At 67.5% G+C, this 20,721-nt stretch carries 20 protein-coding genes; 10 read left to right on the top strand and 10 right to left on the bottom strand.

The annotated features are described in order from the left end of the window. Positions 1–59: 59 nt before the first annotated feature. Entirely contained in the window at positions 60–1,685 is a 1,626-nt protein-coding gene (locus B2J89_RS09670) for an FAD-binding dehydrogenase (RefSeq protein ID WP_169168874.1), read from the top strand. A gap of 14 nt (positions 1,686–1,699) precedes the next feature. Next, complete coding sequence (locus B2J89_RS09665) at positions 1,700–3,433, top strand: thiamine pyrophosphate-binding protein (protein WP_169168873.1); 1,734 nt, start codon at positions 1,700–1,702, stop codon at positions 3,431–3,433. A gap of 3 nt (positions 3,434–3,436) precedes the next feature. Here B2J89_RS09665 and B2J89_RS09660 read toward each other — a convergent pair whose 3' ends face one another. Further along, positions 3,437–3,949, bottom strand: a complete 513-nt coding sequence (locus B2J89_RS09660) for an outer membrane protein assembly factor BamE (protein WP_169168872.1) — start codon at positions 3,947–3,949, stop codon at positions 3,437–3,439. A gap of 43 nt (positions 3,950–3,992) precedes the next feature. On the opposite strand from B2J89_RS09660, the gene B2J89_RS09655 reads away from it, so the two are divergent. The 5 genes from B2J89_RS09655 (at position 3,993) to B2J89_RS09635 (ending at position 7,905) form a co-directional block, all read left to right on the top strand. After that, positions 3,993–4,208, top strand: a complete 216-nt coding sequence (locus B2J89_RS09655) for a DUF3460 family protein (RefSeq protein WP_169168871.1) — start codon at positions 3,993–3,995, stop codon at positions 4,206–4,208. 61 nt (positions 4,209–4,269) lie between these two features. Further along, the gene (locus B2J89_RS09650; protein ID WP_240964804.1) at positions 4,270–5,127 is read left to right on the top strand and encodes a ScpA family protein; all 858 of its coding nucleotides are present in this window, start codon (positions 4,270–4,272) and stop codon (positions 5,125–5,127) included. 81 nt (positions 5,128–5,208) lie between these two features. Next, positions 5,209–6,786 (top strand): L-aspartate oxidase, encoded by a 1,578-nt coding sequence (nadB, locus tag B2J89_RS09645; protein ID WP_169168870.1) that lies wholly within the window; start codon positions 5,209–5,211, stop codon positions 6,784–6,786. 36 nt (positions 6,787–6,822) lie between these two features. Further along, on the top strand, positions 6,823–7,182 hold the full coding sequence (locus B2J89_RS09640) for a 5-carboxymethyl-2-hydroxymuconate Delta-isomerase (protein WP_169168869.1): 360 nt from the start codon (positions 6,823–6,825) through the stop codon (positions 7,180–7,182). 78 nt (positions 7,183–7,260) lie between these two features. Then, the gene (locus B2J89_RS09635; protein WP_169168907.1) at positions 7,261–7,905 is read left to right on the top strand and encodes a tRNA-uridine aminocarboxypropyltransferase; all 645 of its coding nucleotides are present in this window, start codon (positions 7,261–7,263) and stop codon (positions 7,903–7,905) included. 13 nt (positions 7,906–7,918) lie between these two features. On the opposite strand, the gene B2J89_RS09630 is transcribed toward B2J89_RS09635, so the two are convergent. Together B2J89_RS09630 and B2J89_RS09625 are read right to left on the bottom strand one after the other, a co-directional pair. After that, positions 7,919–9,394 (bottom strand): class I SAM-dependent DNA methyltransferase, encoded by a 1,476-nt coding sequence (locus tag B2J89_RS09630; protein ID WP_169168868.1) that lies wholly within the window; start codon positions 9,392–9,394, stop codon positions 7,919–7,921. Further along, complete coding sequence (locus B2J89_RS09625; RefSeq protein WP_169168867.1) at positions 9,391–10,500, bottom strand: YhcG family protein; 1,110 nt, start codon at positions 10,498–10,500, stop codon at positions 9,391–9,393. Before B2J89_RS09625 ends, B2J89_RS09630 begins: the two co-directional genes overlap by 4 nt. 32 nt (positions 10,501–10,532) lie before the next feature. Here B2J89_RS09625 and B2J89_RS09620 point away from each other — a divergent pair, with 32 nt between their 5' ends. Next, complete coding sequence (locus B2J89_RS09620) at positions 10,533–10,847, top strand: hypothetical protein (RefSeq protein ID WP_169168866.1); 315 nt, start codon at positions 10,533–10,535, stop codon at positions 10,845–10,847. A 284-nt stretch (positions 10,848–11,131) separates the two neighbouring features. On the opposite strand, the gene B2J89_RS09615 is transcribed toward B2J89_RS09620, so the two are convergent. From B2J89_RS09615 to B2J89_RS09595, 5 genes are all read right to left on the bottom strand, one after another. After that, positions 11,132–12,184 carry a porin gene (locus B2J89_RS09615; protein WP_169168865.1) on the bottom strand — a complete coding sequence of 351 codons (1,053 nt, stop codon included), beginning with the start codon at positions 12,182–12,184 and terminating at the stop codon, positions 11,132–11,134. 413 nt (positions 12,185–12,597) lie between these two features. Beyond that, positions 12,598–13,299, bottom strand: a complete 702-nt coding sequence (gene msrA / locus B2J89_RS09610; protein ID WP_169168864.1) for a peptide-methionine (S)-S-oxide reductase MsrA — start codon at positions 13,297–13,299, stop codon at positions 12,598–12,600. Between the two features lie 94 nt (positions 13,300–13,393). Next, positions 13,394–13,705, bottom strand: coding sequence for a pentapeptide MXKDX repeat protein (locus B2J89_RS09605; RefSeq protein WP_169168863.1), 312 nt, complete (start codon positions 13,703–13,705; stop codon positions 13,394–13,396). A gap of 101 nt (positions 13,706–13,806) precedes the next feature. Next, positions 13,807–14,598, bottom strand: a complete 792-nt coding sequence (locus B2J89_RS09600; protein ID WP_169168862.1) for a molybdopterin-dependent oxidoreductase — start codon at positions 14,596–14,598, stop codon at positions 13,807–13,809. Further along, positions 14,598–15,245, bottom strand: coding sequence for a cytochrome b/b6 domain-containing protein (locus B2J89_RS09595; RefSeq protein WP_169168861.1), 648 nt, complete (start codon positions 15,243–15,245; stop codon positions 14,598–14,600). The genes B2J89_RS09600 and B2J89_RS09595 overlap by 1 nt, the downstream gene beginning before the upstream one ends. 98 nt (positions 15,246–15,343) lie before the next feature. Here B2J89_RS09595 and B2J89_RS09590 point away from each other — a divergent pair, with 98 nt between their 5' ends. Beyond that, on the top strand, positions 15,344–16,069 hold the full coding sequence (locus tag B2J89_RS09590) for a response regulator transcription factor (protein WP_169168860.1): 726 nt from the start codon (positions 15,344–15,346) through the stop codon (positions 16,067–16,069). Continuing rightward, entirely contained in the window at positions 16,066–17,556 is a 1,491-nt protein-coding gene (locus B2J89_RS09585) for a HAMP domain-containing sensor histidine kinase (protein ID WP_169168859.1), read from the top strand. Before B2J89_RS09590 ends, B2J89_RS09585 begins: the two co-directional genes overlap by 4 nt. 232 nt (positions 17,557–17,788) lie before the next feature. On the opposite strand, the gene B2J89_RS09580 is transcribed toward B2J89_RS09585, so the two are convergent. Continuing rightward, positions 17,789–19,573 (bottom strand): chorismate-binding protein, encoded by a 1,785-nt coding sequence (locus tag B2J89_RS09580; protein WP_169168858.1) that lies wholly within the window; start codon positions 19,571–19,573, stop codon positions 17,789–17,791. Between the two features lie 82 nt (positions 19,574–19,655). Continuing rightward, positions 19,656–20,721, bottom strand: a 1,066-nt coding sequence (nadA, locus tag B2J89_RS09575; protein WP_169168857.1) for a quinolinate synthase NadA, incomplete at its 5' end; no start/stop codon positions are given.

Genomic DNA, 20,721 nt, shown 5'->3' with positions numbered 1-20,721 from the left:
GCCCGGATGGGCTATCTTGCGCGGCAGAGCCCGCTCCAGCGGGCCGCAGGAGGCACAGCATGGAGGCATCCCCAGGCTACAGCGTGGCCATCGTCGGCGCGGGCATCGCCGGCATCGTCTGCGCGCTCGAACTGCTCACCCAGGGCGAGCGCGTGCTGCTGCTCGACCGCGACGCGCCCGACCAACTCGGCGGCCTGGCGCGCGAGAGCTTTGGCGGCATGTTCGCCGTCGACACGCCCGAGCAGCGCCGCGCCGGCATCCGCGACAGCGTCGACCAGGCGCTGGCCGACTGGCAGGCGTTTGCGCAGTTTGGCGCCGATGACCTGTGGCCGCGCCGCTGGGCCCAGGCCTATGTGGCGCATTGCACGCCCGAGATGTACTGGTGGCTGCGCGGCAAGGGCATCAAATACTTCCCGGTGCCCAACTGGGTCGAGCGCGGCCAGTTCACGCCGGGCAACAGCTTTCCGCGCTTCCACATCGTCTGGGGCACGGGCCACGCGCTGGCGACCACGCTGATCGCGCAGCTGCAGCCCTTCGTGCATTCAGGGCAGCTCGCGCTGCGCTTTCACCACCGCGTCGAGGGCCTAACCATGCAGAACGGCGCCGTGGTCGGCTGCCAGGGCGTGGTGGAAGACACCGGCGCAGCGTTCGAGCTGCGCGCGGGCGCCGTGGTGCTGGCCGCCGGGGGCATCAACGGCAGCATGGAGCGCGTGCGCCAGCACTGGCATGCCGACTGGGGCCGGGCGCCCGAGGTGCTGCTCAACGGCTCGCACCGCTATGCCGACGGCCGCGTGCACGACGCCGCGGCCGCCGTGGGCGCGCAGATCACCCACCTCGACAAGATGTGGAACTATGCCGCCGGTGTGCACCATTACCACTCCACCAAACCGCACGCCGGCCTGAGCCTGGTGCCGCCCAAGACGGCGCTGTGGCTGAACTGGCGCGGCGAGCGCATCGGCCCGCAGCCGCTGGTCTCGGGCTACGACACGCGCGAACTGGTCACGCAGATCTGCCGCCAGGAGCGCGCCTATTCATGGCAGCTGCTCAACCACAGGATTGCGCTCAAGGAGCTGGCCGTCTCGGGCGCCGAGCACAATCCGAGCCTGCGCGACAGGAACGCGCCGGCCTTCGTGCGCGACCTGCTGCGCGGCAACCGCTGGCTGGTCGACACGCTGCTCGCGCGCTGCCCCGACTTTGTGGTGGCGCAGAGCCTGCCCGAGCTGGTCGAGAAGATGAACGCGCTGCAGGGCGACCAGGCTGTGGATCTGGCCACGGTGGAGCAGGCGGTGCGCGGCTATGACGCGCAGATCCTGCGGCCCGACAAATTCCAGAACGACGAACAGCTGCGCCGCCTCCAGCACCTGCGCCAGTACCGCGGCGACCGGCTGCGCCTGTGCAAGCGCCAGCCCATCGTGGACGCGAAGGCGCTGCCGCTGATCGCGATCCGCGAATTCATCATCAGCCGCAAGAGCCTGGGCGGCATCCAGACCGACCTGGAAAGCCGCGCGCTCGGCGCCGATGGTGCGCCCATTGCCGGCCTCTACGCCATCGGCGAGGCCGCCGGTTTTGGCGGCGGCGGCGTGCACGGGCTGCGCGCGCTCGAAGGCACGTTCCTTGGCGGCTGCGTGCTCAGCGCGCGCGCCGCGGCGGCGTCGCTGGCGGGGCGCACGCTGCTCACCATTTAAAGAGGGAGACGACCATGACCAAAACCGGCGCCTGGCTGGCACGCTATGCCCTGGAGCAACTGGGGATCCGCTACACCTTCGGCATCCCCGGCGTGCAGAACACCGAGCTGTACGACGAGCTCAACAGCTCTGCGCACGTCCGGCCCGTGCTGGTCAGCCACGAGGGCGGCGGCGCCTTCATGGCCGATGCGCTCAGCCGCCTGTCGGACACCGTGGGCACGCTGGTGGTGGTGCCGGCCGCGGGGCTGACGCATGCGGCCAGCGGCATCGGAGAGGCGTTCCTCGATGGCGTGCCGATGCTGGTGATCTGCGGCGGCGTGCGCACCGACGTGAAGTGGCAGTACCAGCTGCACCAGATGGACCTGCACCAGTTCATGCGCGGCATCACCAAGGCGACCTGGCACATCGAGCGCCACGAAGACATCGTGCCGATCTTCTTCGAGGCCTACCGCACGGCCACCGCCGGCGAGCCCGGCCCGGTGTTCATCGAGCTGCCGGCCAACCTGCAACTGTTCCCCGCCGAGGTGGGCGCGCTGCCGCGCTGGCAGCCGCCCGCCCTGCCGCCGCCCGCACCCACGGCCGACATCGCCGCCGCCGTGGCGCTGCTGCGCGGCGCGCAAAACCCCGCGCTGTTCGTCGGCTGGGGCGCGCGCGACTGCCTGGCCGAAGTCACGGCGCTGGCCGAGCACCTGCAGGCACCCGTGGCGACCACGCTGCAAGGCTTCTCGGTGTTTCCAGCGTCGCACCCGCTGCACGCCGGCCTGGGCTTCGGGCCGTCGGCCGTGCCGGCGGCGCGCAACGCGTTTGCCGGCTGCGACGCGATGCTGGCGATTGGCACGCGCTTTGCCGAGATCGCCACCGGGAGCTTTGGCGTCACGGTGCCCACGCAACTAGTCCACCTCGACATCAACCCACGGGTGTTCAGCGCCAACTACCCCGCGCAGGTCACGCTGGCGGGCGACGCGCGCGTGCTGCTGCCCCAGCTGCTGCAGGCGCTGCGCCACGCCATGCCGCCCGCGCCCGAGCGCGCCACGCTGCACCGCCAGATCGCCGCCGACAAGCAGGCCTACCGCGACGCCTGGTACGCGCACGACAGCCACGGCCGCGTGAACCCGGCGCGCTTTTTCGATGCGCTGCGCTCCGCCAACCCGCCGGAGGCCGTCACGGTGGTCGACGACGGCAACCACACCTACCTGACGGCCGAGCTGTTTCCCATCCTCAGCGCCAAATCGGCCATCGTGCCGACCGACTTCAACGCCATGGGCTATTCGGTGCCGGCCGCCATCGGCGCGAAGCTGGCGCGGCCCGGCGTGCCCGTCAACTGCATAGTCGGCGACGGGTGCTTTCGCATGACCTGCATGGAAATCATCACCGCCACACAGCGCCAGCTGGGCATCGTCTACTACGTGTTCTGCGACGGCGAGCTGTCGCAGATCTCGCAGGCGCAGGAGATCCCGTACAACCGCAAGCCCTGCACGGTGCTCGCGCCCGTGCGTCTGGACGGCGTGGCGCTGGCCGTGGGCGCGGAGTACCTGAAAATTGCCAACGACGCCGATCTGGTCGGCCAGATCGCCGCCGCCAACGCGGCCGCCGAAACGGGCCAGCCCGTGATCGTCGAAGTCGCGATCGACTACAGCAAACGCACGGCGTTTACCGAGGGCGTGGTCAAGACCAACTTCGAGCGCTTCACGCTGGCGCAAAAGGTGCGCGCCGTCACGCGTGCGCTGCTGCGCCGGGTGACGGGATAAAGCCTAGCGCCCGCCCTTGTTCTCGGGCGCGTCCATGTCGGGGCCGACCATCGTGCGCGCGACCGTGCGGCCGTCGGTCGTCACCACGGTGAACACCAGGGGCGTGGTCGGCGGCTCGAGAAAGCGCCAGTCGTGGTGCGTCTCGCCGCTGAGCGCATAGGGCGTGACCTTGGCCGGCTTGCCCAGGCGCCGGCGCACTTCCTGCATGTCCATGCCGGGCGTGATGCGGGCAAAGTTCTCGGGCGTGAGCACCTGGCGCAGCGCGCTCATCTTGCCGTCGGGGCCGATGGTGATCATGTAGTTGCGCTGGCCGGCGGGCTGGCGGTTGTATTCGAGCGTGCGCGCGCCGCCGCCGTCGTCCCAGACCTTGTCGGGCACGCCGAAGCGGCCCTGCACGTCGGCTTCGGTCGACAAACCCTCTTCGAGTTCGCTGATGCGCTGCGGGTCGCAGCCCAGCAATGCCAGCAGCGCCGCGGCCATGGCACCGGCGCGCGCAAGGTGTTTGCTCAGTCGCATGGCGGTCCCCGGTAAAATCAAGCCAGAGAGGTTAACCCAGTCCATGTCCATCTTTGCCCGCCCCCACTACATGTCCGACGCGACACTGTTCCTCAACCAGCTCAAGAAAGAGCACCCCGAGCTGGACGCGCAGCAGGTCGCCGGCCGTGCCCTGCTGTGGGACAAGCCGGTGGACCGCACGCTGTGGCAAGACTTCAACGCCGGCGAAGTGGAACAACAGCCCTACGTCTACCAGACCGCTCCGATCAAGAATTTGTGACAAAAACAGCCGCCAGCGCTTATCCACACTGCGCTAGCAGCTAGCTTTTTTGAAGCACCCCATGGGCAGCACCCGCGACGTGCCAACCCTTGCACCGCTCCCCGACCTGGCCCATGGCGCCCAGCCCGAGGTGGTGGACCAGGTGGCACTCGCCCGCCTGTACGGCGAGCCGCTGTTCGCCCTGCCCACCGACCTCTACATCCCGCCCGACGCGCTCGAAGTCTTCCTCGAAGCCTTTGAAGGCCCGCTCGATCTGCTGCTGTACCTGATCCGCAAGCAGAACTTCAACATCCTCGACATCCCCATGGTGGGCGTGACGCGGCAGTACCTGGTGTACGTCGACGAGATCCGCAGCCGCAACCTCGAACTCGCGGCCGAGTACCTGCTGATGGCGGCCATGCTCATCGAGATCAAGTCGCGCATGCTGCTGCCGCCCAAGAAGGCCGAGGGCGGCGAGGAGCCCGAGGACCCGCGCGCCGAACTGGTGCGCCGCCTGCTCGAATACGAGCAGATGAAGCTCGCCGCCATGCGCCTGAGCCAGGCGCCGCAGTACGGGCGCGACTTCCTCAAGGCGCAGGTGACCATCGAGCAGGGCCTGCACCCGCGCTTTCCCGACGTGCACCTGCCCGACCTGCAGGAGGCCTGGCGCGACATTTTGAAGCGCGCCAAGCTGGTGCAGCACCACAAGATCACGCGCGAAGAACTCTCCGTGCGCGAGTACATGAGCCAGGTGCTCAAGGCGCTGCAGGGCCGGCGCTTCGTCGAATTCGAGGCGCTGTTCGAGCCGTCCAAGGGCTCGACCGTGCTCGTCGTCACCTTCATCGCGCTGCTCGAGCTCGCCAAGGAAACCCTGATCGAGATCACGCAGGCCGAGGCCTTTGCCCCCATTTATGTCAGGCTGGCCTATACGCCCGCCTGAGCCCCCGACCCCGCGCCCGCCGCGTGCGGGCCACCGCCACGGCCGGTTGCCGCGGTTCGCATCCCCCTCCCCTTCACCCCCATGGCTTCGCACGACTTTGACGTTCTGATTGTGGGCAGCGGCCTGGCCGGCCTGTCTGCCGCCCTGCACCTAGCCCCCACGCACCGCGTGGCCGTCATCACCAAGCGCGAACTGCAGGACGGCTCCAGCGGCTGGGCGCAGGGCGGCATCGCCGCCGTGCTGGCCGACGACGACAGCTTTGCCGCGCACATCGACGACACGCTGGTCGCCGGCGCCGGCCTGTGCGACCTGGCGACCACGCGCTTCGTGGTCGAGAACGCCCCCGAAGCCATCGCCTGGCTCCGCGGCCTGGGCGTGCCGTTCACGCAGGAGGGCGAGCAGCTGCACCTCACGCGCGAGGGCGGCCACAGCGCGCGGCGCATCGCCCACGTCACCGACGCCACCGGCGCGGCCGTGCAGCGCACACTGATCGACGTGGTGCGCGCCACGCCCGGCATCACCGTGTTCGAGCACCACACGCTGGTCGACCTGATCACCAGCGCCAAGCTCGGCCTCTCGGGCCAGCGCTGCCTGGGCCTGTACGCGCTCGACGCGCAGACCGACGAGGTCGTCACGTTCCGCGCGCCGCAGACCATCCTGGCCACGGGCGGCGCGGGCAAGGTCTACCTCTACACCACCAACCCCGACACCGCCACCGGCGACGGCATCGCCGCCGCCTGGCGCGCGGGCTGCCGCGTCGGCAACCTCGAATTCATCCAGTTCCATCCGACGGGCCTGTACCACCCGCACGCCAAGTCGTTCCTGATCAGCGAGGCGGTGCGCGGCGAAGGCGGGCGCCTGTTGCTGCCCGACGGCACGCGCTTCATGCCCGAGCACGACGCGCGCGCCGAACTCGCGCCGCGCGACGTGGTGGCGCGCGCCATCGACTACGAGATGAAGCGCCACGGCCTCGACTGCGTGCTGCTGGACATCTCGCACCAGAGCCCGGCGTTCCTGCAGGAGCACTTCCCCAACATCCTGGCGCGCTGCGCCGAGCTGGGCATCGACATCACGCGCCAGCCCATCCCGGTCGTGCCGACCGCGCACTTCACCTGCGGCGGCGTGCTGACCGACCTGGCCGGCCGCACCGACCTGCCCGGCCTGTTCGCCGTCGGCGAGATCGCCTGCACCGGCCTGCACGGCGCCAACCGTCTGGCCAGCAACTCGCTGCTCGAATGCATGGTGTTTGCGCGCGCCGCGGCCCAAGCCATCGCGGCTGCGCCGCGCGTGCCGATTCCGGCGCTGCCGCGCTGGGACGACAGCCGCGTCACCGACGCCGACGAGTCGGTCGTCATCTCGCACAACTGGGACGAGCTGCGCCGCTTCATGTGGGACTACGTCGGCATCGTGCGCACCAACAAGCGCCTGGAGCGCGCCGCGCACCGCATCACGCTGCTGCAGGCCGAGATCCAGGAGTTCTACGCCCACTTCCACGTCACGCGCGACCTGCTGGAGCTGCGCAACCTGGTGCAGGTGGCCGCGCTCATCGTGCGCTCGGCCCAGCTGCGCCGCGAAAGCCGCGGCCTGCACTACAGTCGCGACTACCCCGACATGGCCGCCCCGGCCGCGCCCACCATCCTGGTGCCGCCCGTGGGCTGAGCCACACCCTCTTTTACCGCCCCACAGGAGACCGCCATGCCCCACCTCATCGTCGAATACTCGCAAAACCTCGCGCCATTCCCCGAAGCCGAGGCGCTGAGCGAGCTCAACGCCGCCGTCACCGCCAGCCTCGAAATCGCGGACGAGGCCGACCTCAAGAGCCGCTTCGTGCTGGCCGACAGCTTCGAGGTCGGCACCGCCCCCGCCCAGCGCGCCTTCGTGCACGCCCAGCTGCGCCTGCTCTCGGGCCGCTCGCCCGAGGCCAAGAAAGACCTGTCCGAGCGCGTGGCCGGGGTGCTGCGCCGCCTCGCGCCCAAACCCGCGGGCGTGATGGTGCAGCTGAGCGTGGAGGTCGTCGACATGGACCGCGGCTCGTACGTCAAAGAGCGGCTCTGAGCCGCAGGCCACGCCTCGCATATTGAATGAAATAAGGCTCCAGCGCTTACCTGACAAGCGCGAGCAGCTCCTTTTTTGATAGTCAGCACCGCCTCTGCCGTCCGCCCGCGCTGCCCCCGCTGCCTGCGCGCGCACAGCGCCTGCCTCTGCCGCTGGGCCACGCCCGTGGCGCACCCGGTCGAAGTGCTGATCCTGCAGCACCCGCTGGAGGTGCACGAGGCCAAGGGCACGGCGCGCCTGCTGCACCTGAGCCTGCCGCGCAGCCGCATGGCGGTGGGCGAAACGTTTGGCGCAGAGGCCCTGCACGCCCTGCTGACCGCGCCGTTCGACACCCGGTCCGCCGCGCCCCGCGCCGTACTGCTCTACCCTGCCTCGCCGCACGATGCGGCCCTGGGCCTTCCCGCGCCGCCCGCGCTCGACCCCGCCTGGCTGCAGGCGCCCGAGCGGCTGCGCCTGGTCGTGCTCGACGGCACCTGGCGCAAAAGCCGCAAGATGCTGCACCTCAACCCGGCTCTGCAGCGTCTGCCGCGCCTGCCGCTGGTGCATCCCCCGGCCTCGCGCTACGCCACCCTCCGCAAAGCCCACCAGCCCCACCAGCTCTCGACGCTGGAAGCCACCTGTGCGGCGTTGGCGCAACTGGAGGGCCACCGGGAAACGTTCGCCCCCCTGCTCCGGGCGTTCGACGGATTTGTAGCGCTGCAAGCAACTTGGCAGAGCCGGTAGCCGCTGGGCGGCATCACACCGTTGCGGCGCCTTGTCCTGGCAGCCCTGCCGCCACGTCGCGGAACGCCGCCAGTGCAGCCTCCAGGTGCTCGATGATTTCCTGCTGCAGCACCTCGGGAGGCGGCAGGTCCTGCAGGTTGTCCAGGCTGTCGTCCTTGAGCCAGAAAATGTCCAGGCTCGCCTTGTCCCGCGCCACCAGATCGGCATGGCTGTAGAACTTGAAACGCTCCGTTTCCACCCGCTCGTGGCGGTTGTGCGGGCGGTAGCAGGCAATGAAGTCGCGCAGGTCTTCGAACTTGAGCGGCCGCGTCTTGAGCGTGAAATGCTGATTCGTGCGCAGATCGTAAAACCACACGCCCTGGGTCTGCGTGCGGCCATCCTTGGGCTTGGCATCAAAAAACACCACGTTGGCCTTCACGCCCTGGGCATAGAAGATGCCCGTAGGCAGCCGCAGCACGGTGTGCACGTCGCAGGTTTCCAGCAGCTTCCTGCGAATCCGTTCGCCCGCACCGCCCTCGAACAGCACGTTGTCGGGCGGCACCACCGCCGCCTTGCCCGTCACCTTGAGCAGGCTCACGATGTGCTGCAAAAAGTTCAGCTGCTTGTTGCTGGTGGTCTCCCAGAAGTCCTGGCGTTGATAGGTCAGCGCGTCGCGGTCTTCCTCACCTTCGGCGTTGGTGATGGTCATGCTGCTTTTCTTGCCAAACGGCGGGTTCGCCAGCACGTAATCGACCCGCACGCTGGGCTCAGCAATCAGCGCATCGGCGCGCTCCACCGCCGGCTCACCCACCAGTTCGCCAATGTTGTGCAAGAACAAATTCATCAGGCACAGGCGGCGCGTGCCAGGCACGATCTCGTTGCCCTGAAAAGTCTCGTCGCGCAAAAACGCTTTTTGCCGGGCGTTGAGGCGGGGCGCCTCGTAGCCCAGCCATTCGGCGTTTTGCCGGACCCACTCGCCCGTGCCGCAGGACGGGTCGGCAATGGTCTTGAGCGGCTTGGGCCGCATGCAGGCCACCATGGCCTGGATGAGCGCGCGCGGCGTGAAGTACTGGCCCGCACCGCTCTTGGTGTCCTCGGCGTTCTTTTGCAGAAGGCCCTCATACAGGTCGCCCTTGGTGTCGGCGTCCATGCCGACCCAGCTCTCGGCGTCAATCAGCTGCACCAGGCGGCTGAGCTTGGCCGGGTCCTGGATCTTGTTTTGCGCCTTGAAGAAAATCGCACCCAGCATGCCGCCCTCCTGCCCCAGCCGGTGCAGCGTAGCCAGGTACTGCGCCTCCAGCGGTTCGCCGGTTTGGCGGCGCAGCGCATCCCAGTCGTAGCTGGGCGGAATGCGCGCATCGCGGTTGTAGGGCGGCCGCGCATATTCATGCGCCATCTTCAGGAACAGCAGATAGGTCAGCTGCTCAAGATAGTCGCCATAACCCACGCCGTCGTCGCGCAGCGTGTGGCAGAAATTCCAGACTTTCTGGATCAGGGAGGATGTGTTCATGTTGGATCCGGGGAGGGCGCCGCGTTGGGCGAGCTGAGCTCCGCCTCAATGGTTTCAATGCTGGGCAGCACGCTTTGCAGACTGGCTGGCAAGGCGCGGGTCAGTTCGTAGCTGGCTATGCCAATGGGTTTGTCGATGCCGCGCAGCGCGTATTCGGCCAGCACGCTGTCCTTGTTCTGGCACAGCATCAGCCCGATGGTGGGGGCGTCGCTGTCGTGGCGCAGCGTGTCGTCCACCACATTGCAATAGAAGTTCAGCTTGCCCGCAAACTCGGGTTTGAAGTCGCCACGCTTGAGCTCAATCATCACAAAGGCGCGCAGCTTGAGGTGGTAGAAAAGTAGGTCGATGTAGAAATCGTTTTCGCCCACCGTCAATGGGTATTGACGGCCCACGAAGGCAAAGCCCTGGCCCAGTTCCAGCAAGAACTTTTCAAGATGGGCCACCAGGCTGGTTTCCAGCTCGCGCTCGCGGAAGCTGGCTTCCAGCGTGAGGAAGTCGAAGATGTAGGGGTCTTTCAGCGCCTGCTGCACCAGGTCAGACTGCGGCGCGGGCAGGCGGTCGGCAAAGTTGTTGACCAGGGCGCCCTGGCGCAGATGGGCGCCGCCCTGGATCTGCGCCTGTAGCACGCTCCGGCTCCAGCCCTGGGCCACCGTCTGCGCCATATACCAGTGCCGGGTGGGTGCGTCTTTCACCGCCTGCAGCAGCACCGCGTGGTGACCCCAGGGCACCTGCCACAGCACACTCCCATCGCCGCCCAAATTTGCCACAGCCTGTGGCGACAAAGCGGCCTCACGGGCCGCGCCAGGCAATTTCGCCACAGCCTGTGGCGCAAATTCCAGAGGCCGGGGGTAGGCCCGGGCGAACGCCACCATGCGGTCGAGGTTGCGGGTAGAAAAGCCCTTGAGCTCGGGCAGTGCGTTGGCCAGGTCCTGCGCCAGCCGCGGGATCACCGCCGCGCCCCAGCCCGCTTGCTGCCGGCGCTGAGCGAGCAGGCAGCCCACCTGCCAGTACAAGTGCACCAGCTCGGCATTGACCGCCAGCACGGCCTGCACCCCTGCGGCAACTCCGGTAGGCCCGTGGTGTCCGGCGCCACGGGTTCGGGGCATTTGGCTTGCCCGTCTTTGGGCGGTGTTTTGCCTTGGGCTTCGAATTTGGCCGGTTGCCGGGCCTGCCAGCGGGCGCGGCGCTCGGTGAGGATGCGCTCCAGCAGTTGCGCGCCCGACTCGGCCGGGACGTGGCGGGCGCGCCAGTCCGCCGTCAGCGCGCCCTCGACAGCCGCCTTGAGCAGCGACTGGCGGTATTGCGTGAGCTTCTTTTGAGCCGCCTTCAGCTCGGACACGCCGGCGTCGAGGTCGGACAGGAGTTCTTCAAGCTTGGTGACGATGCGGGTTTGTTCGGCGGCGGGTGGGCGCGGGGCGGCACGTTGTGTGGACGATCCGACCCAGGGTACTGAATGAAGCGGGTTGACAAGCCAGTCAACCGAATCGGCGCCAGCCACGGTGCAACCCTCAGAGCTGCCGGATGGCGTTGCGGAGAAGTGCAGCGTGGCATGGCGCCGAGCGTGGGGAGATTTTCCCCACCGAATTTTCAACTGAGGGCACCCAGGGGGTGTTCAAGCTCCAAGTGCCCTTCGGACGCAGGCGCGGGCATGGCACGGCCCTTCCCTACCAAGAGGTCCCCGCGGTCCACGACCCCAGAGACTGCGCGCCATGCCCCCGCCTGCGGCCCGGTGGGCGCTCAGAAGGTGTGGCGGAAACCGACTTCGTAGCCGGTCACGTTGTCGCCATTGGCGATCGTGGGGCTGGCCAGGGACGACGACGACACGGCCAGACCGCGCTTGGCTGCGCCGTCGTTGCTGACGCGCGCGACGGTGCCATAGACCTGGCTGCGCTTGGACAGGTTGTAGCCGTAGCCGATCGCGAACTTTTGCGAGTCGGCATCGGCCACGTCCTTGCGCTTGAAGTTGTTGTAGGCCACGCGCAGCTCACCCTGGCCCAGGGGCACGGTGGCGCCCAGGCCGAACAGATCGACGCGGCGGCCGTTGCCACGCTCGGTGGCGAACAGGACCATCGGCTTGACCATGCCCAGGTTGTACGAGGCGCCGATGTTGGTGGACTTGTAATTCACGCCGTCGGTGGCCGGGCCACCGCGCACCGTGCCCAGGCCCAGGGCCACATTCAGCGCGCCGGCGGCGTAGCCCAGGCGCAGCGCCATCGAGTTGCCCTGCGTGTCGTTGGCCTGGTTGGAGGGCTTTTCGCCGAAGGCGTACTGCGCCTGGCCGTAGAAGCCGCCCATCTTGGGCAGCAGGTAGTTCACGCCGTTGCTGGCGCGCTTGGGCGCGCTGCCTTCGGGGGTGCCGTCTGCTTTGCTGTCCACGAGGTTCGAGCCGCCGTTGCCGCCGACGCCGGCGTCGCCGAACGGGTCGAAGGCTTCGATGTTCAGGTAGGCGGGCGATTTGTCGCGGCCCAGGCGCACTTCACCGAAGTTGCCCGACAGGCTCACCGTGGAGCGGCGATCGAACTTGAACGCGCTGGACGTTCCGTTGTCCACCGCGAGGCCGCCTTCGAGCCAGAAACCCGCCTTCAGGCCGCCGCCCAGGTCTTCCGTGCCGCGAAAGCCCAGGCGGCTGCTGGACTGGCCGCCGCTGGACAGGCCGGTGATGCTGTTGGTGCTGCTGGACATGCGTGCCACCGAGGCATCCAGCACGCCAAACAGGGTCACGCTGGAGGACTGGGCGAAAGCGCCCGTTGCGGCCGTGAGCGCTGCGATGGCAACGAGTGATTTTTTCATGGTGTTCATTTCTTCGATGGAGTGAAAGCACCGGCAGCAGGCTGGGGCAAGACCGCCCTCGCTGCCATCCGGTCGGCCCCTCGCGGCGAGAGGCTCTGGCCATTAGAAGAACTTTGTGTGACATATCGGTGTAAACCTTAGGTTGGCACCCGGGTTCGCACCTCTTCAAGCGCAGAGGCGCCGGCATGCGGGTATGCACGCGCGCGCCAATAAACACAGAAAAAATAGCAATCTGCGCAGTATTCACAAGCGCTGGAGCCCAAACAACCTCAACCCATGGAAGTCCCACAGTGGCCGCCAGCCAGCCGCCCAAGCTGTTCACAAAGGTCCAGGCCTTCGGCACCACAGCGACTGGGGTGGAATCCCTCGGATGGCGATTTGAAGACCGTGGCGCTATGCGCACCCGCAGGCCTTCAGCTGCTCCTTCCCGAGCGAACCAGCGACGGCGTGGCCTGGTAAACCTCGGGGAAAAGCATTTGGAGTTCGTCGATCTTCGGCAGGTCGTTGATCGCTATATAGGGCTGGCTCGGGTGGCGCGTCAGATAGTTCTGGTGGTAGTCCTCGGCCACATAGAAGGGCTTGGACAACTCGACCGTGGTCGCCAGGGGGTGGCTGAAGATTTTGGCCTGGTTCAACTGCGCGATGTAGCCCTTGGCGATGCGTGCCTGGTCGGCATTTTCGGCGAACACGGTCGATCGGTACTGCGTACCGCTGTCAGGGCCCTGGCGATTCAGTTCGGTCGGATCATGTGCCACGGAAAAGTAGATTTGCAGCAGCTTGCCGTAGCTGATCTTCTGCGGGTCGTAGGTGATGCGCACCGACTCGGCATGGCCGGTGCGGCCCGAGCCGACTTCGTTGTAACGCGCGGTCTTGGCTTCGCCGCCGGCATAGCCCGACACGGCGTCGCTCACGCCTTTGACATGCTGGAACACGCCTTGCACACCCCAGAAACAACCGCCTGCGAATATGGCGGTCTCGGTCTGGGCGGTGGTGGGGGCCACCAGGTCAGCGGCGGGTGCTGGCACACGGTGGGCGGTTTCGGCGAACGAAGGCAATCCGTGCCACACCAGTGCGGCGGCAGCCAGCATGCTGGCAGTGAATGCGAGGTGTTTCATAAATGCTTCCGGGGGAAGGATGCGCATGGCGGAGAAAGCGGCCAACGAACATGGACGCTGCATCTGCCAGGCGCCCATGTCGTTGCCTGGGGGCTTAATACTTCATGGGGTCCTTGCCCATGGAGTCTTTTTTCATGCCGTCTTTCGACATGGACCCCTTGGTCATGGGGTCTTTCTTCATGCAGTCCTTGGACATCGAATCCTTGTCCATGGCGCCTTTTTCCATGCAGTCCTTGGACATCGAATCCTTGGCCATGGGGTCTTTCTTCATGCCCTCCTTGGCCATTGAGTCCTTGGCCATTGAGTCCTTGGCCATCCCATCCTTGGCCATGTCCTCTGCAGCGAAAGCCGAGGCGCTGGCGAAAGCGATGCAGGTGGCGAGCAGGGTGGTAGTGAGCTTGTTCATTTGAAGCCTCCAGTTGAGGTTGCGGTTTGCACACAGTTGGCTTGGTTCCATGGAACTTGGCCTCGCGCTTTCTTCGGCAGCCGAGGGGCCGTGAGCGCCTCTCAGCTGCCTCCGAACCAGTTGTAGCCCTGGTCTTCCCAGTAGCCACCGGGATAGGTGTTGGTGACGAACAGGGCCGTGATGTGCTTGGGGTTTTTGTAGCCCAGCTTGGTCGGCATGCGCAGCTTCATCGGAAAGCCGTACTTGGGCGGCAGGGGCTGTCCGTCATAGGTCAGCGTCAACAGCGTCTGCGGGTGCAGTGCGGTGGGCATGTCGATGCTGTTGTAGTAGTCGTCTGCGCATTTGAAGCCGACGTACTTGGCACTGGTATCGGCACCGATGCGGTGCAGGAAGTCGGCAAAACGCACGCCCCCCCATCTGCCGATGGCACTCCAACCTTCCACGCAGATATGGCGTGTGATCTGGTCGGTTTGCGGCATGGCGCGCAGTTCGGCCAGCGTCCAGGCGTGCCTGTCAGCCACCCTGCCGGCCACTTCGAGCCGGTAGCTGGCCTCGTCGACCTGGGGCACTTGGTCTTCGCTGTAGAAGGCATTGAACGGGAACGGGCGGGTGATCTCGGCCTCGGTATAGGTCGGCGCGAGCTGCGTCGGGCTGAAGATCAGCCCCTGCACCTTGTCGTTGAAGCGCGAGATCTTCATGAGCGCGGCTTCCACACTGGCGTTGTCGCTGATGCTGCAGCCTGTGAGCAGCGACAGGCCGCCGAGCGTGAGCGAGCGCTGCAGGAAGGCGCGGCGTGCGGGCTGGTCGAGCTTGCCTGCAATCAGCGAGCGGGCCTCGCGCACCACGGCTTCGCCGTCGATGTCGAGCAATGTGTGGGCTTTGAGGATTTTCATCATGCTCTGGGCGTGCGGCCGCCGAACATCGTGAGCAGGGTGCGGGGCACCAGGGCCACCATCACGAGGTGGACGACAAGAAAAGCAACGATGGCGGCCATGGCGCAGAAGTGGATCCGACGCGCAAACTCGTAGCCGCCCAGCAAATCGCGCAGCATGGGAAATTGCACCGACTTCCACAGCACCAGGCCCGACAGCACGATCACGATCAGGTCGAGCACCACGAACAGGTAGGCCAGTTTCTGCACGTTGTTGTAGTGGCGCGGGTCGGCATGCGAGAGCTTGCCCTGGAGGGCGGCTGACACGTCGTGCAGCAGGCCGCGCGGCGTCACCGGGAAGAATTTGCGGGTCCACCGGCCGCTGACGGTGTTGAGCGCCAGGTACACCAGGCCGTTGCACACCAGCAGCCACATCGCCGCAAAGTGCCACAGCAGCGCGCCGCCCAGCCAGCCGCCGAGTGTGATGACGGCCGGGATGGAGAATGGAAAGAACGGCGACGCGTCGTAGATGCGCCAGCCGCTCATCACCAGGATCACCACGGCCAAGGCATTGAGCCAGTGCGTGATGCGCATCCAGCGCGGATGGATGGGCCGGCCATCGGCCGGGGCGGCCGCAGCGGCAACAGGGGCGGCGACGGTGTGGTTCATGGGGCGGATTGTTGGGCGCACCCCCTGGCCGATGTATCACGCAAAGTTCAATTAATCGTGATAACTCGAAACCGCATATCGCATGAAAATGGCGGCCTATGGCCACCGTCAAGCGCGTATTGATCGTCGAGGACGACCCCCACATTGCGGAGCTTCTGCACATGCATCTGCGCGATGAGGGTTATGCGGTGGAGCACGCCGCCGACGGCCACGCCGGCCTGCGCGAACTCGAGCGCAGCCACTGGGATGCGTTGGTGCTCGACTTGATGCTGCCGGGGATCGACGGTCTCGAAATCTGCCGCCGGGCCCGCGCCATGGCGCGATACACGCCGATCATCATCATCAGCGCACGCTCAAGCGAGGTGCACCGCATCCTCGGCTTGGAGCTGGGCGCAGACGACTATCTGGCCAAGCCTTTCTCGGTGCTGGAGCTGGTGGCCCGTGTCAAGGCGCTGCTGCGGCGTACCGACGCACTGGCCCGCAATGCGCGCATGGAATCGGGCAGTCTGACGCTCGGTGAGCTCGACATCGAGCCCCTGGCACGTGAAGTGCGCGTCGATGGCAAGCTCATTGAGCTCACCCCGCGCGAGTTCGACCTGCTGTACTTCTTCGCCCGCCACCCCGGAAAGGTGTTCTCGCGGCTCGACCTGCTCAACCATGTCTGGGGCTACCAACACGACGGCTACGAGCACACCGTCAACACACACATCAACCGGCTGCGCGCCAAGGTCGAAACCGACCCGGCGCAGCCGCGGCGCATTCTCACGGTGTGGGGCCACGGCTACAAGCTGTCAACCTCTGCCAACGGGGAGGACGCGCCATGATGGCCTGGGCCACCTTGTCGCGGCGGCTGTCGGCCGTGTTCGCGGTGCTGTTGCTGGTGTGCTGCGGCGCGTCGGTCTGGTTGCAGGTGCGCTCCAGCGGCAAGCACGAGCAGGAAGTCATTCAACGCCTGTCGAGCGGCTTGGCAGCGCACATTGCCGAGAATCCCGAGCTGATGCAGCCGGACGGCCTCAACCAGGCAGCGGTGAAAGATCTGTTCGACAAGCTCATGGCCGTCAACCCGAGCGTGGAGGTCTACCTCCTGGGGCTGGACGGCCGCATCGAGGCCCAGGCCGCGCCGCCCGGGCACCTGAAGCGCGACAGGGTCCAACTGGGGCCGATCCGTGCGCTGCTGGCGGGCGGGCCGCTGCCCATCGTCGGCGACGACCCGCGCAGCCTCGACACCTCCAAGGTGTTCAGCGCCGCGCCGCTGCGCATGGCGGGGCGTGACGCGGGCTATGTCTATGTGGTGCTGCAGGGCGAAGACCACGATGCGCTGGTCGCCAACATGACAGCCGATAACGTGCTGCGCACCACGCTCTGGTCGATGGGCCTGGTGGCGCTGCTGGGGCTGCTGGCGGGGCTGGCTGCCTTCCGCCTGATCACCCGGCCGCTGCGCGAGCTGACGGCGGTGGTCCAGCGTTTCGAGACCGAGGGCATTGCCTCGCTGCAAAGCGAGACGCCGCGGCTGGAGCGCCTGTCGCGGGGCGGCGACGAGATCGCTCAACTGGGCCAGGCCTTCGCGCAGATGACGCAGCACCTCGCCGAGCAATGGCGCGAGCTCACGTTGCAGGACCAGCAGCGCCGCGAGCTGTTCGCCAACATCTCGCATGACCTGCGCACGCCCCTCACGTCGCTGCACGGCTATCTCGAAACCTTGCTGCTCAAGGCCGGCACGCTCGACGAGGCGGAACGGCGGCGCTACCTGGAAATCGCGCTGGACCAGAGCCGCAAGGTGGGTCGCCTGGCGCAGGAGGTGTTCGAGCTGGCACGGCTCGAATACGGTGTGGTCAAGCCGGAGAAGGAGAGCTTCGCGCTGGCCGACCTGGTGCAAGACGTGTTCCAGAAGTTTGAGCTGGCGGCCGAGGCGCGCCATCAACGGCTCCATCCCGACATTGCGCCGGGCCTGCCGGTGGTGTCGGCCGACCTCGGCATGATCGAGCGTGTGCTGACCAACCTGCTCGACAACGCCATCCGCCACACCCCGGTGGGGGGTGAAATCGTGGTGCAGTTGCGGGCCCAGAATGCGGGCGTCACGGTGCAGGTGAGCGACACGGGTGCAGGCATTCCGGGCGAGCTGCAGAAGTCACTTTTCATGCGCCCGGTGTTCATGAGCGGCTCGCGCACCGACAGCACCGGTAGCGGCGGGCTGGGCCTGGTGATCGTCAAGCGCATTCTGCAATTGCACGGCAGCGATATCCAGCTGGTGCAGCAGCCCGACAAGGGTGCGGTGTTCCGCTTTCAGCTCGCCAGCGCCGAGGGCTCTTGAGGGGCCTGTGCTCTGATGGCGGCCAGCCATGCCGCTTCAGGTGATGGCGGCGCCGTGGCGACCAGGCGCAGTCACTGCCATGGCGTGGCGGTGGGTGTCACGGCGGCTGAAGCCAGTGGTGTCCAGGGCTTGCTTTTGAGTTGGACGGCTGGGCACAGCTCCCGGTCACATTCGAAATTCCGAAAGGTGGCGACACAGCCAACGCCCCCAAGCGTCCACGGCCCCAGCCTGCTCACACCAGCAGTTCCGCCCCCATCCACCCGCGCAAGCTGTTCAAAAACGCCCACTCCTGCACACGGGCCGCATCTTCCACCCGCACCACGGCCTCGCTCAAGCGCCCTTCGCGCAGTGCGACGGCGCGGCCCACGCCCGGCAGCAGGCCGCAGGAGAGCGGCGGCGTGACCCAGCGGCCGCCGATCCGCATCGCCACGTTGCCGCGCGTGCATTCGGTGATTTCGCCTTCGGCGTTCCACAGCAGGGTATCGAACACGCCGCTCTGCAAGGGCTCGAACGCCGCGTAATGGGCGCGGCGCGTGGTCTTGTAGCGCACGAATTCGCTGTGCGCCTCGTCCAACGGGCGATCGGCCAGTTGCAGGCGCACGGGCTCCAGCGTGGCTTGCATGGCAAAGGCTTCGGCGCGCGGCGTGCCTGCGGCGCCGAGCAAGAGGCGCACACGCCACAGACCCTGCGGGTGGGCTTGCGCCAGTGCCTGCAGGCACTGCTCTACCCGCACAGCCGCCCACGCATAGCCAAAATGCGCGGCGGCGTCCTGCAGGCGCGCCAGGTGGTCTGCCAGGTTGCGCAGCTGGCCGCCGTCCAGCGCCAGGGTTTCGAGCAGGTCAAACGGCTGGCTGGCGCGCTCCACAAACGCGCGCTTGTGGCGCCATTCGTTCCATTCGGCATCCGGCTCGGCGCCCGAGGTGATACCGCTGCCGATGCCGCAGCGCGCCTGGCCGTCCTTGAGCACCACGGTGCGGATCGGCACGTTGAAGGTGGCGCGGATGCCGCCCTGGCCAACCTGACCATCGGGCCGCACCACGCCCACGGCGCCGCAGTAGATGCCGCGCGGCCCGGCCTCCAGCGCGTGGATGGCCTGCATGGCGCGCACCTTGGGCGCGCCGGTGATGGAGCCGCAGGGGAACAGCGCGCCAAACACATCGGCCAGCTGCGTGCCGGGCCGCGTGCGCGCCTGCACGTCGGAGGTCATCTGCCACACCGCGGGCAGGGCCTCGGTGTGGAACAGCCGGGGCACCTGCACGCTGAAGGGCTGGGCGATGCGCGAGAGGTCGTTGCGCAGCAGGTCCACGATCATGACGTTTTCAGCGCGCTCTTTGGGGCTGGCGCGCAGTGCGGCGGCGTTGGCGGCGTCCTGCTCGGGCGTGGCGCCGCGCGGGGCCGTGCCCTTCATGGGGCGGGTGAGGATGTGGCCATCCCCGGCGCCGCTGCGCCAGTCGAAGAACAGCTCGGGCGAGACCGACAGCACCTGCTCATCGCCCATGTCGAGGTAGGCCGCGTAGCCGCCGGGCTGCGCGCGCTGCAGCGCGCCGAACAGCGCGCGCGCGGGCTCGGCGCCGCCGCCGTGCAGCGCGGCCAGCAGGGGCGCGGTGTAGTTGACCTGGTAGTACTCGCCGCGGGCGATGGCCTGGTGGATGGCGCCGAGCGCGGCATTGAAGTGCGCGCGCTCGGGGCCGGGCTGCCAGCGCAGTTCGGGCGCGTCCTCGACCAGCGCAGCCTCGGGCCAGGGCAGTGCTGCATCGTAGACGGCAAACCAGGCCAGCGGGCCGTCTGCGGCGTGGGTCTGGAATGCAGGGTCGAAGGCCGGCGCGGCCTCGTAGCGCAGCGCGCCCACGCACCAGGCGCCTTGCGCGGCAGCGGCCTGCACGGCGTCGAGCACGGCGCGCACCTCGCGCGGCGCGTGCGCCAGCAGCAGTGCACGCGGCGTGCCAAAGGCGTGGCGCAGGCGCGGCGCAGTGCGGTCCAGAGGGTCCGAGAAGTCAATCAGTGCGGTAATGGTCAAATCGGCCTCTAACGCTTATGGGGCAAGCGCTGACAGCTATTGAAAAGAGAGTTTCGGGTGTGCGCCACCCTCGCCCGGTCGCTTACGCGGCGCCCAGGTGCGGCACCAGGCCGGCCGTGGGCTGGCCGCTTTTCAGCGCGGCGGTGAAGGCCAGCATGCGGTCGATCGGCAGGCGCGCGCGCGGGATGATGGCCGGATCGACGTGGATGGCATTGCTGCCTGTCTCGAGCACCTGCGCCACGCCGGCGAGGCCGTTCATCGCCATCCACGGGCAGTGGGCGCAGCTCTTGCAGGTGGCGCTGTTGCCGGCGGTGGGCGCCTCGATGAAGACCTTGCCGGGGTTCAGCGTGCGCAGCTTGTGCATCATGCCGTTGTCGGTGGCGACGATGAACTCGCGCGCGTCCATCTCCTGGGCGGCCCTGAGGATGCCCGAGGTGGAACCCACGGCGTCGGCCAGGGCGATCACGTCGGCGGGCGACTCGGGGTGGACCAGCACCTTGGCGAGCGGGTGCTCCTGCTTGAGGGCCTCCAGCTCGAAGGCCTTGAACTCGTCGTGCACGATGCAGGCGCCGTTCCACATCACCATGTCGGCGCCGGTCTCGCGGCGGATGTAGTCGCCCAGGTGGCGGTCGGGCGCCCACAGGATCTTGTGGCCCTGGTCCTTGAGGGCGCGCACGATGTCGAGCGCGCAGCTCGACGTGACGAGCCAGTCGGCGCGCGCCTTCACGGCCGCGCTGGTGTTGGCGTAGACGACCACGGTGCGGTCGGGGTGCGCGTCGCAAAACGCGCTGAATTCATCGATCGGGCAGCCCAGGTCGAGCGAGCAGGTCGCGTCCAGGTCCGGCATGAGCACGGTTTTCTCGGGCGAGAGGATCTTGGCCGTCTCGCCCATGAAGCGCACGCCCGAGACGACCAGCGTCTGCGCGGCATGGTCGCGGCCAAAGCGCGCCATCTCCAGCGAGTCGCTGACGATGCCGCCGGTCTCTTCGGCCAGGTCCTGCAGGTCGGGGTGCACGTAGTAGTGCGAGACCATGACCGCGTTCTTTTCTTTCAACAGCCCGCGGATCCTGTCCTTGAGCGCCGCGCGCTCGGTGGGCGTGGGCTCGGCGGGCACGCGCGCCCAGGCGTGCTTGGTGCTGCAGACCGTG

Source organism: Acidovorax sp. SRB_24 (assembly GCF_012931925.1).
This window is presented reverse-complemented; position numbering and strand designations above follow the sequence as displayed.

What these genes read in the sequence shown, in the direction of transcription:
- B2J89_RS09670 (WP_169168874.1), top strand. Translation starts at nt 60, where the DNA reads ATGGAGGCATCCCCAGGCTACAGCGTGGCCATCGTCGGCGCGGGCATC.
- B2J89_RS09665 (WP_169168873.1), top strand. Translation starts at nt 1,700, where the DNA reads ATGACCAAAACCGGCGCCTGGCTGGCACGCTATGCCCTGGAGCAACTG.
- B2J89_RS09660 (WP_169168872.1), bottom strand. Translation starts at nt 3,949, where the DNA reads ATGCGACTGAGCAAACACCTTGCGCGCGCCGGTGCCATGGCCGCGGCG.
- B2J89_RS09655 (WP_169168871.1), top strand. Translation starts at nt 3,993, where the DNA reads ATGTCCATCTTTGCCCGCCCCCACTACATGTCCGACGCGACACTGTTC.
- B2J89_RS09650 (WP_240964804.1), top strand. Translation starts at nt 4,270, where the DNA reads ATGGGCAGCACCCGCGACGTGCCAACCCTTGCACCGCTCCCCGACCTG.
- nadB (WP_169168870.1), top strand. Translation starts at nt 5,209, where the DNA reads ATGGCTTCGCACGACTTTGACGTTCTGATTGTGGGCAGCGGCCTGGCC.
- B2J89_RS09640 (WP_169168869.1), top strand. Translation starts at nt 6,823, where the DNA reads ATGCCCCACCTCATCGTCGAATACTCGCAAAACCTCGCGCCATTCCCC.
- B2J89_RS09630 (WP_169168868.1), bottom strand. Translation starts at nt 9,394, where the DNA reads ATGAACACATCCTCCCTGATCCAGAAAGTCTGGAATTTCTGCCACACG.
- B2J89_RS09625 (WP_169168867.1), bottom strand. Translation starts at nt 10,500, where the DNA reads ATGCCCCGAACCCGTGGCGCCGGACACCACGGGCCTACCGGAGTTGCC.
- B2J89_RS09615 (WP_169168865.1), bottom strand. Translation starts at nt 12,184, where the DNA reads ATGAAAAAATCACTCGTTGCCATCGCAGCGCTCACGGCCGCAACGGGC.
- msrA (WP_169168864.1), bottom strand. Translation starts at nt 13,299, where the DNA reads ATGAAACACCTCGCATTCACTGCCAGCATGCTGGCTGCCGCCGCACTG.
- B2J89_RS09605 (WP_169168863.1), bottom strand. Translation starts at nt 13,705, where the DNA reads ATGAACAAGCTCACTACCACCCTGCTCGCCACCTGCATCGCTTTCGCC.
- B2J89_RS09600 (WP_169168862.1), bottom strand. Translation starts at nt 14,598, where the DNA reads ATGAAAATCCTCAAAGCCCACACATTGCTCGACATCGACGGCGAAGCC.
- B2J89_RS09595 (WP_169168861.1), bottom strand. Translation starts at nt 15,245, where the DNA reads ATGAACCACACCGTCGCCGCCCCTGTTGCCGCTGCGGCCGCCCCGGCC.
- B2J89_RS09590 (WP_169168860.1), top strand. Translation starts at nt 15,344, where the DNA reads ATGGCCACCGTCAAGCGCGTATTGATCGTCGAGGACGACCCCCACATT.
- B2J89_RS09585 (WP_169168859.1), top strand. Translation starts at nt 16,066, where the DNA reads ATGATGGCCTGGGCCACCTTGTCGCGGCGGCTGTCGGCCGTGTTCGCG.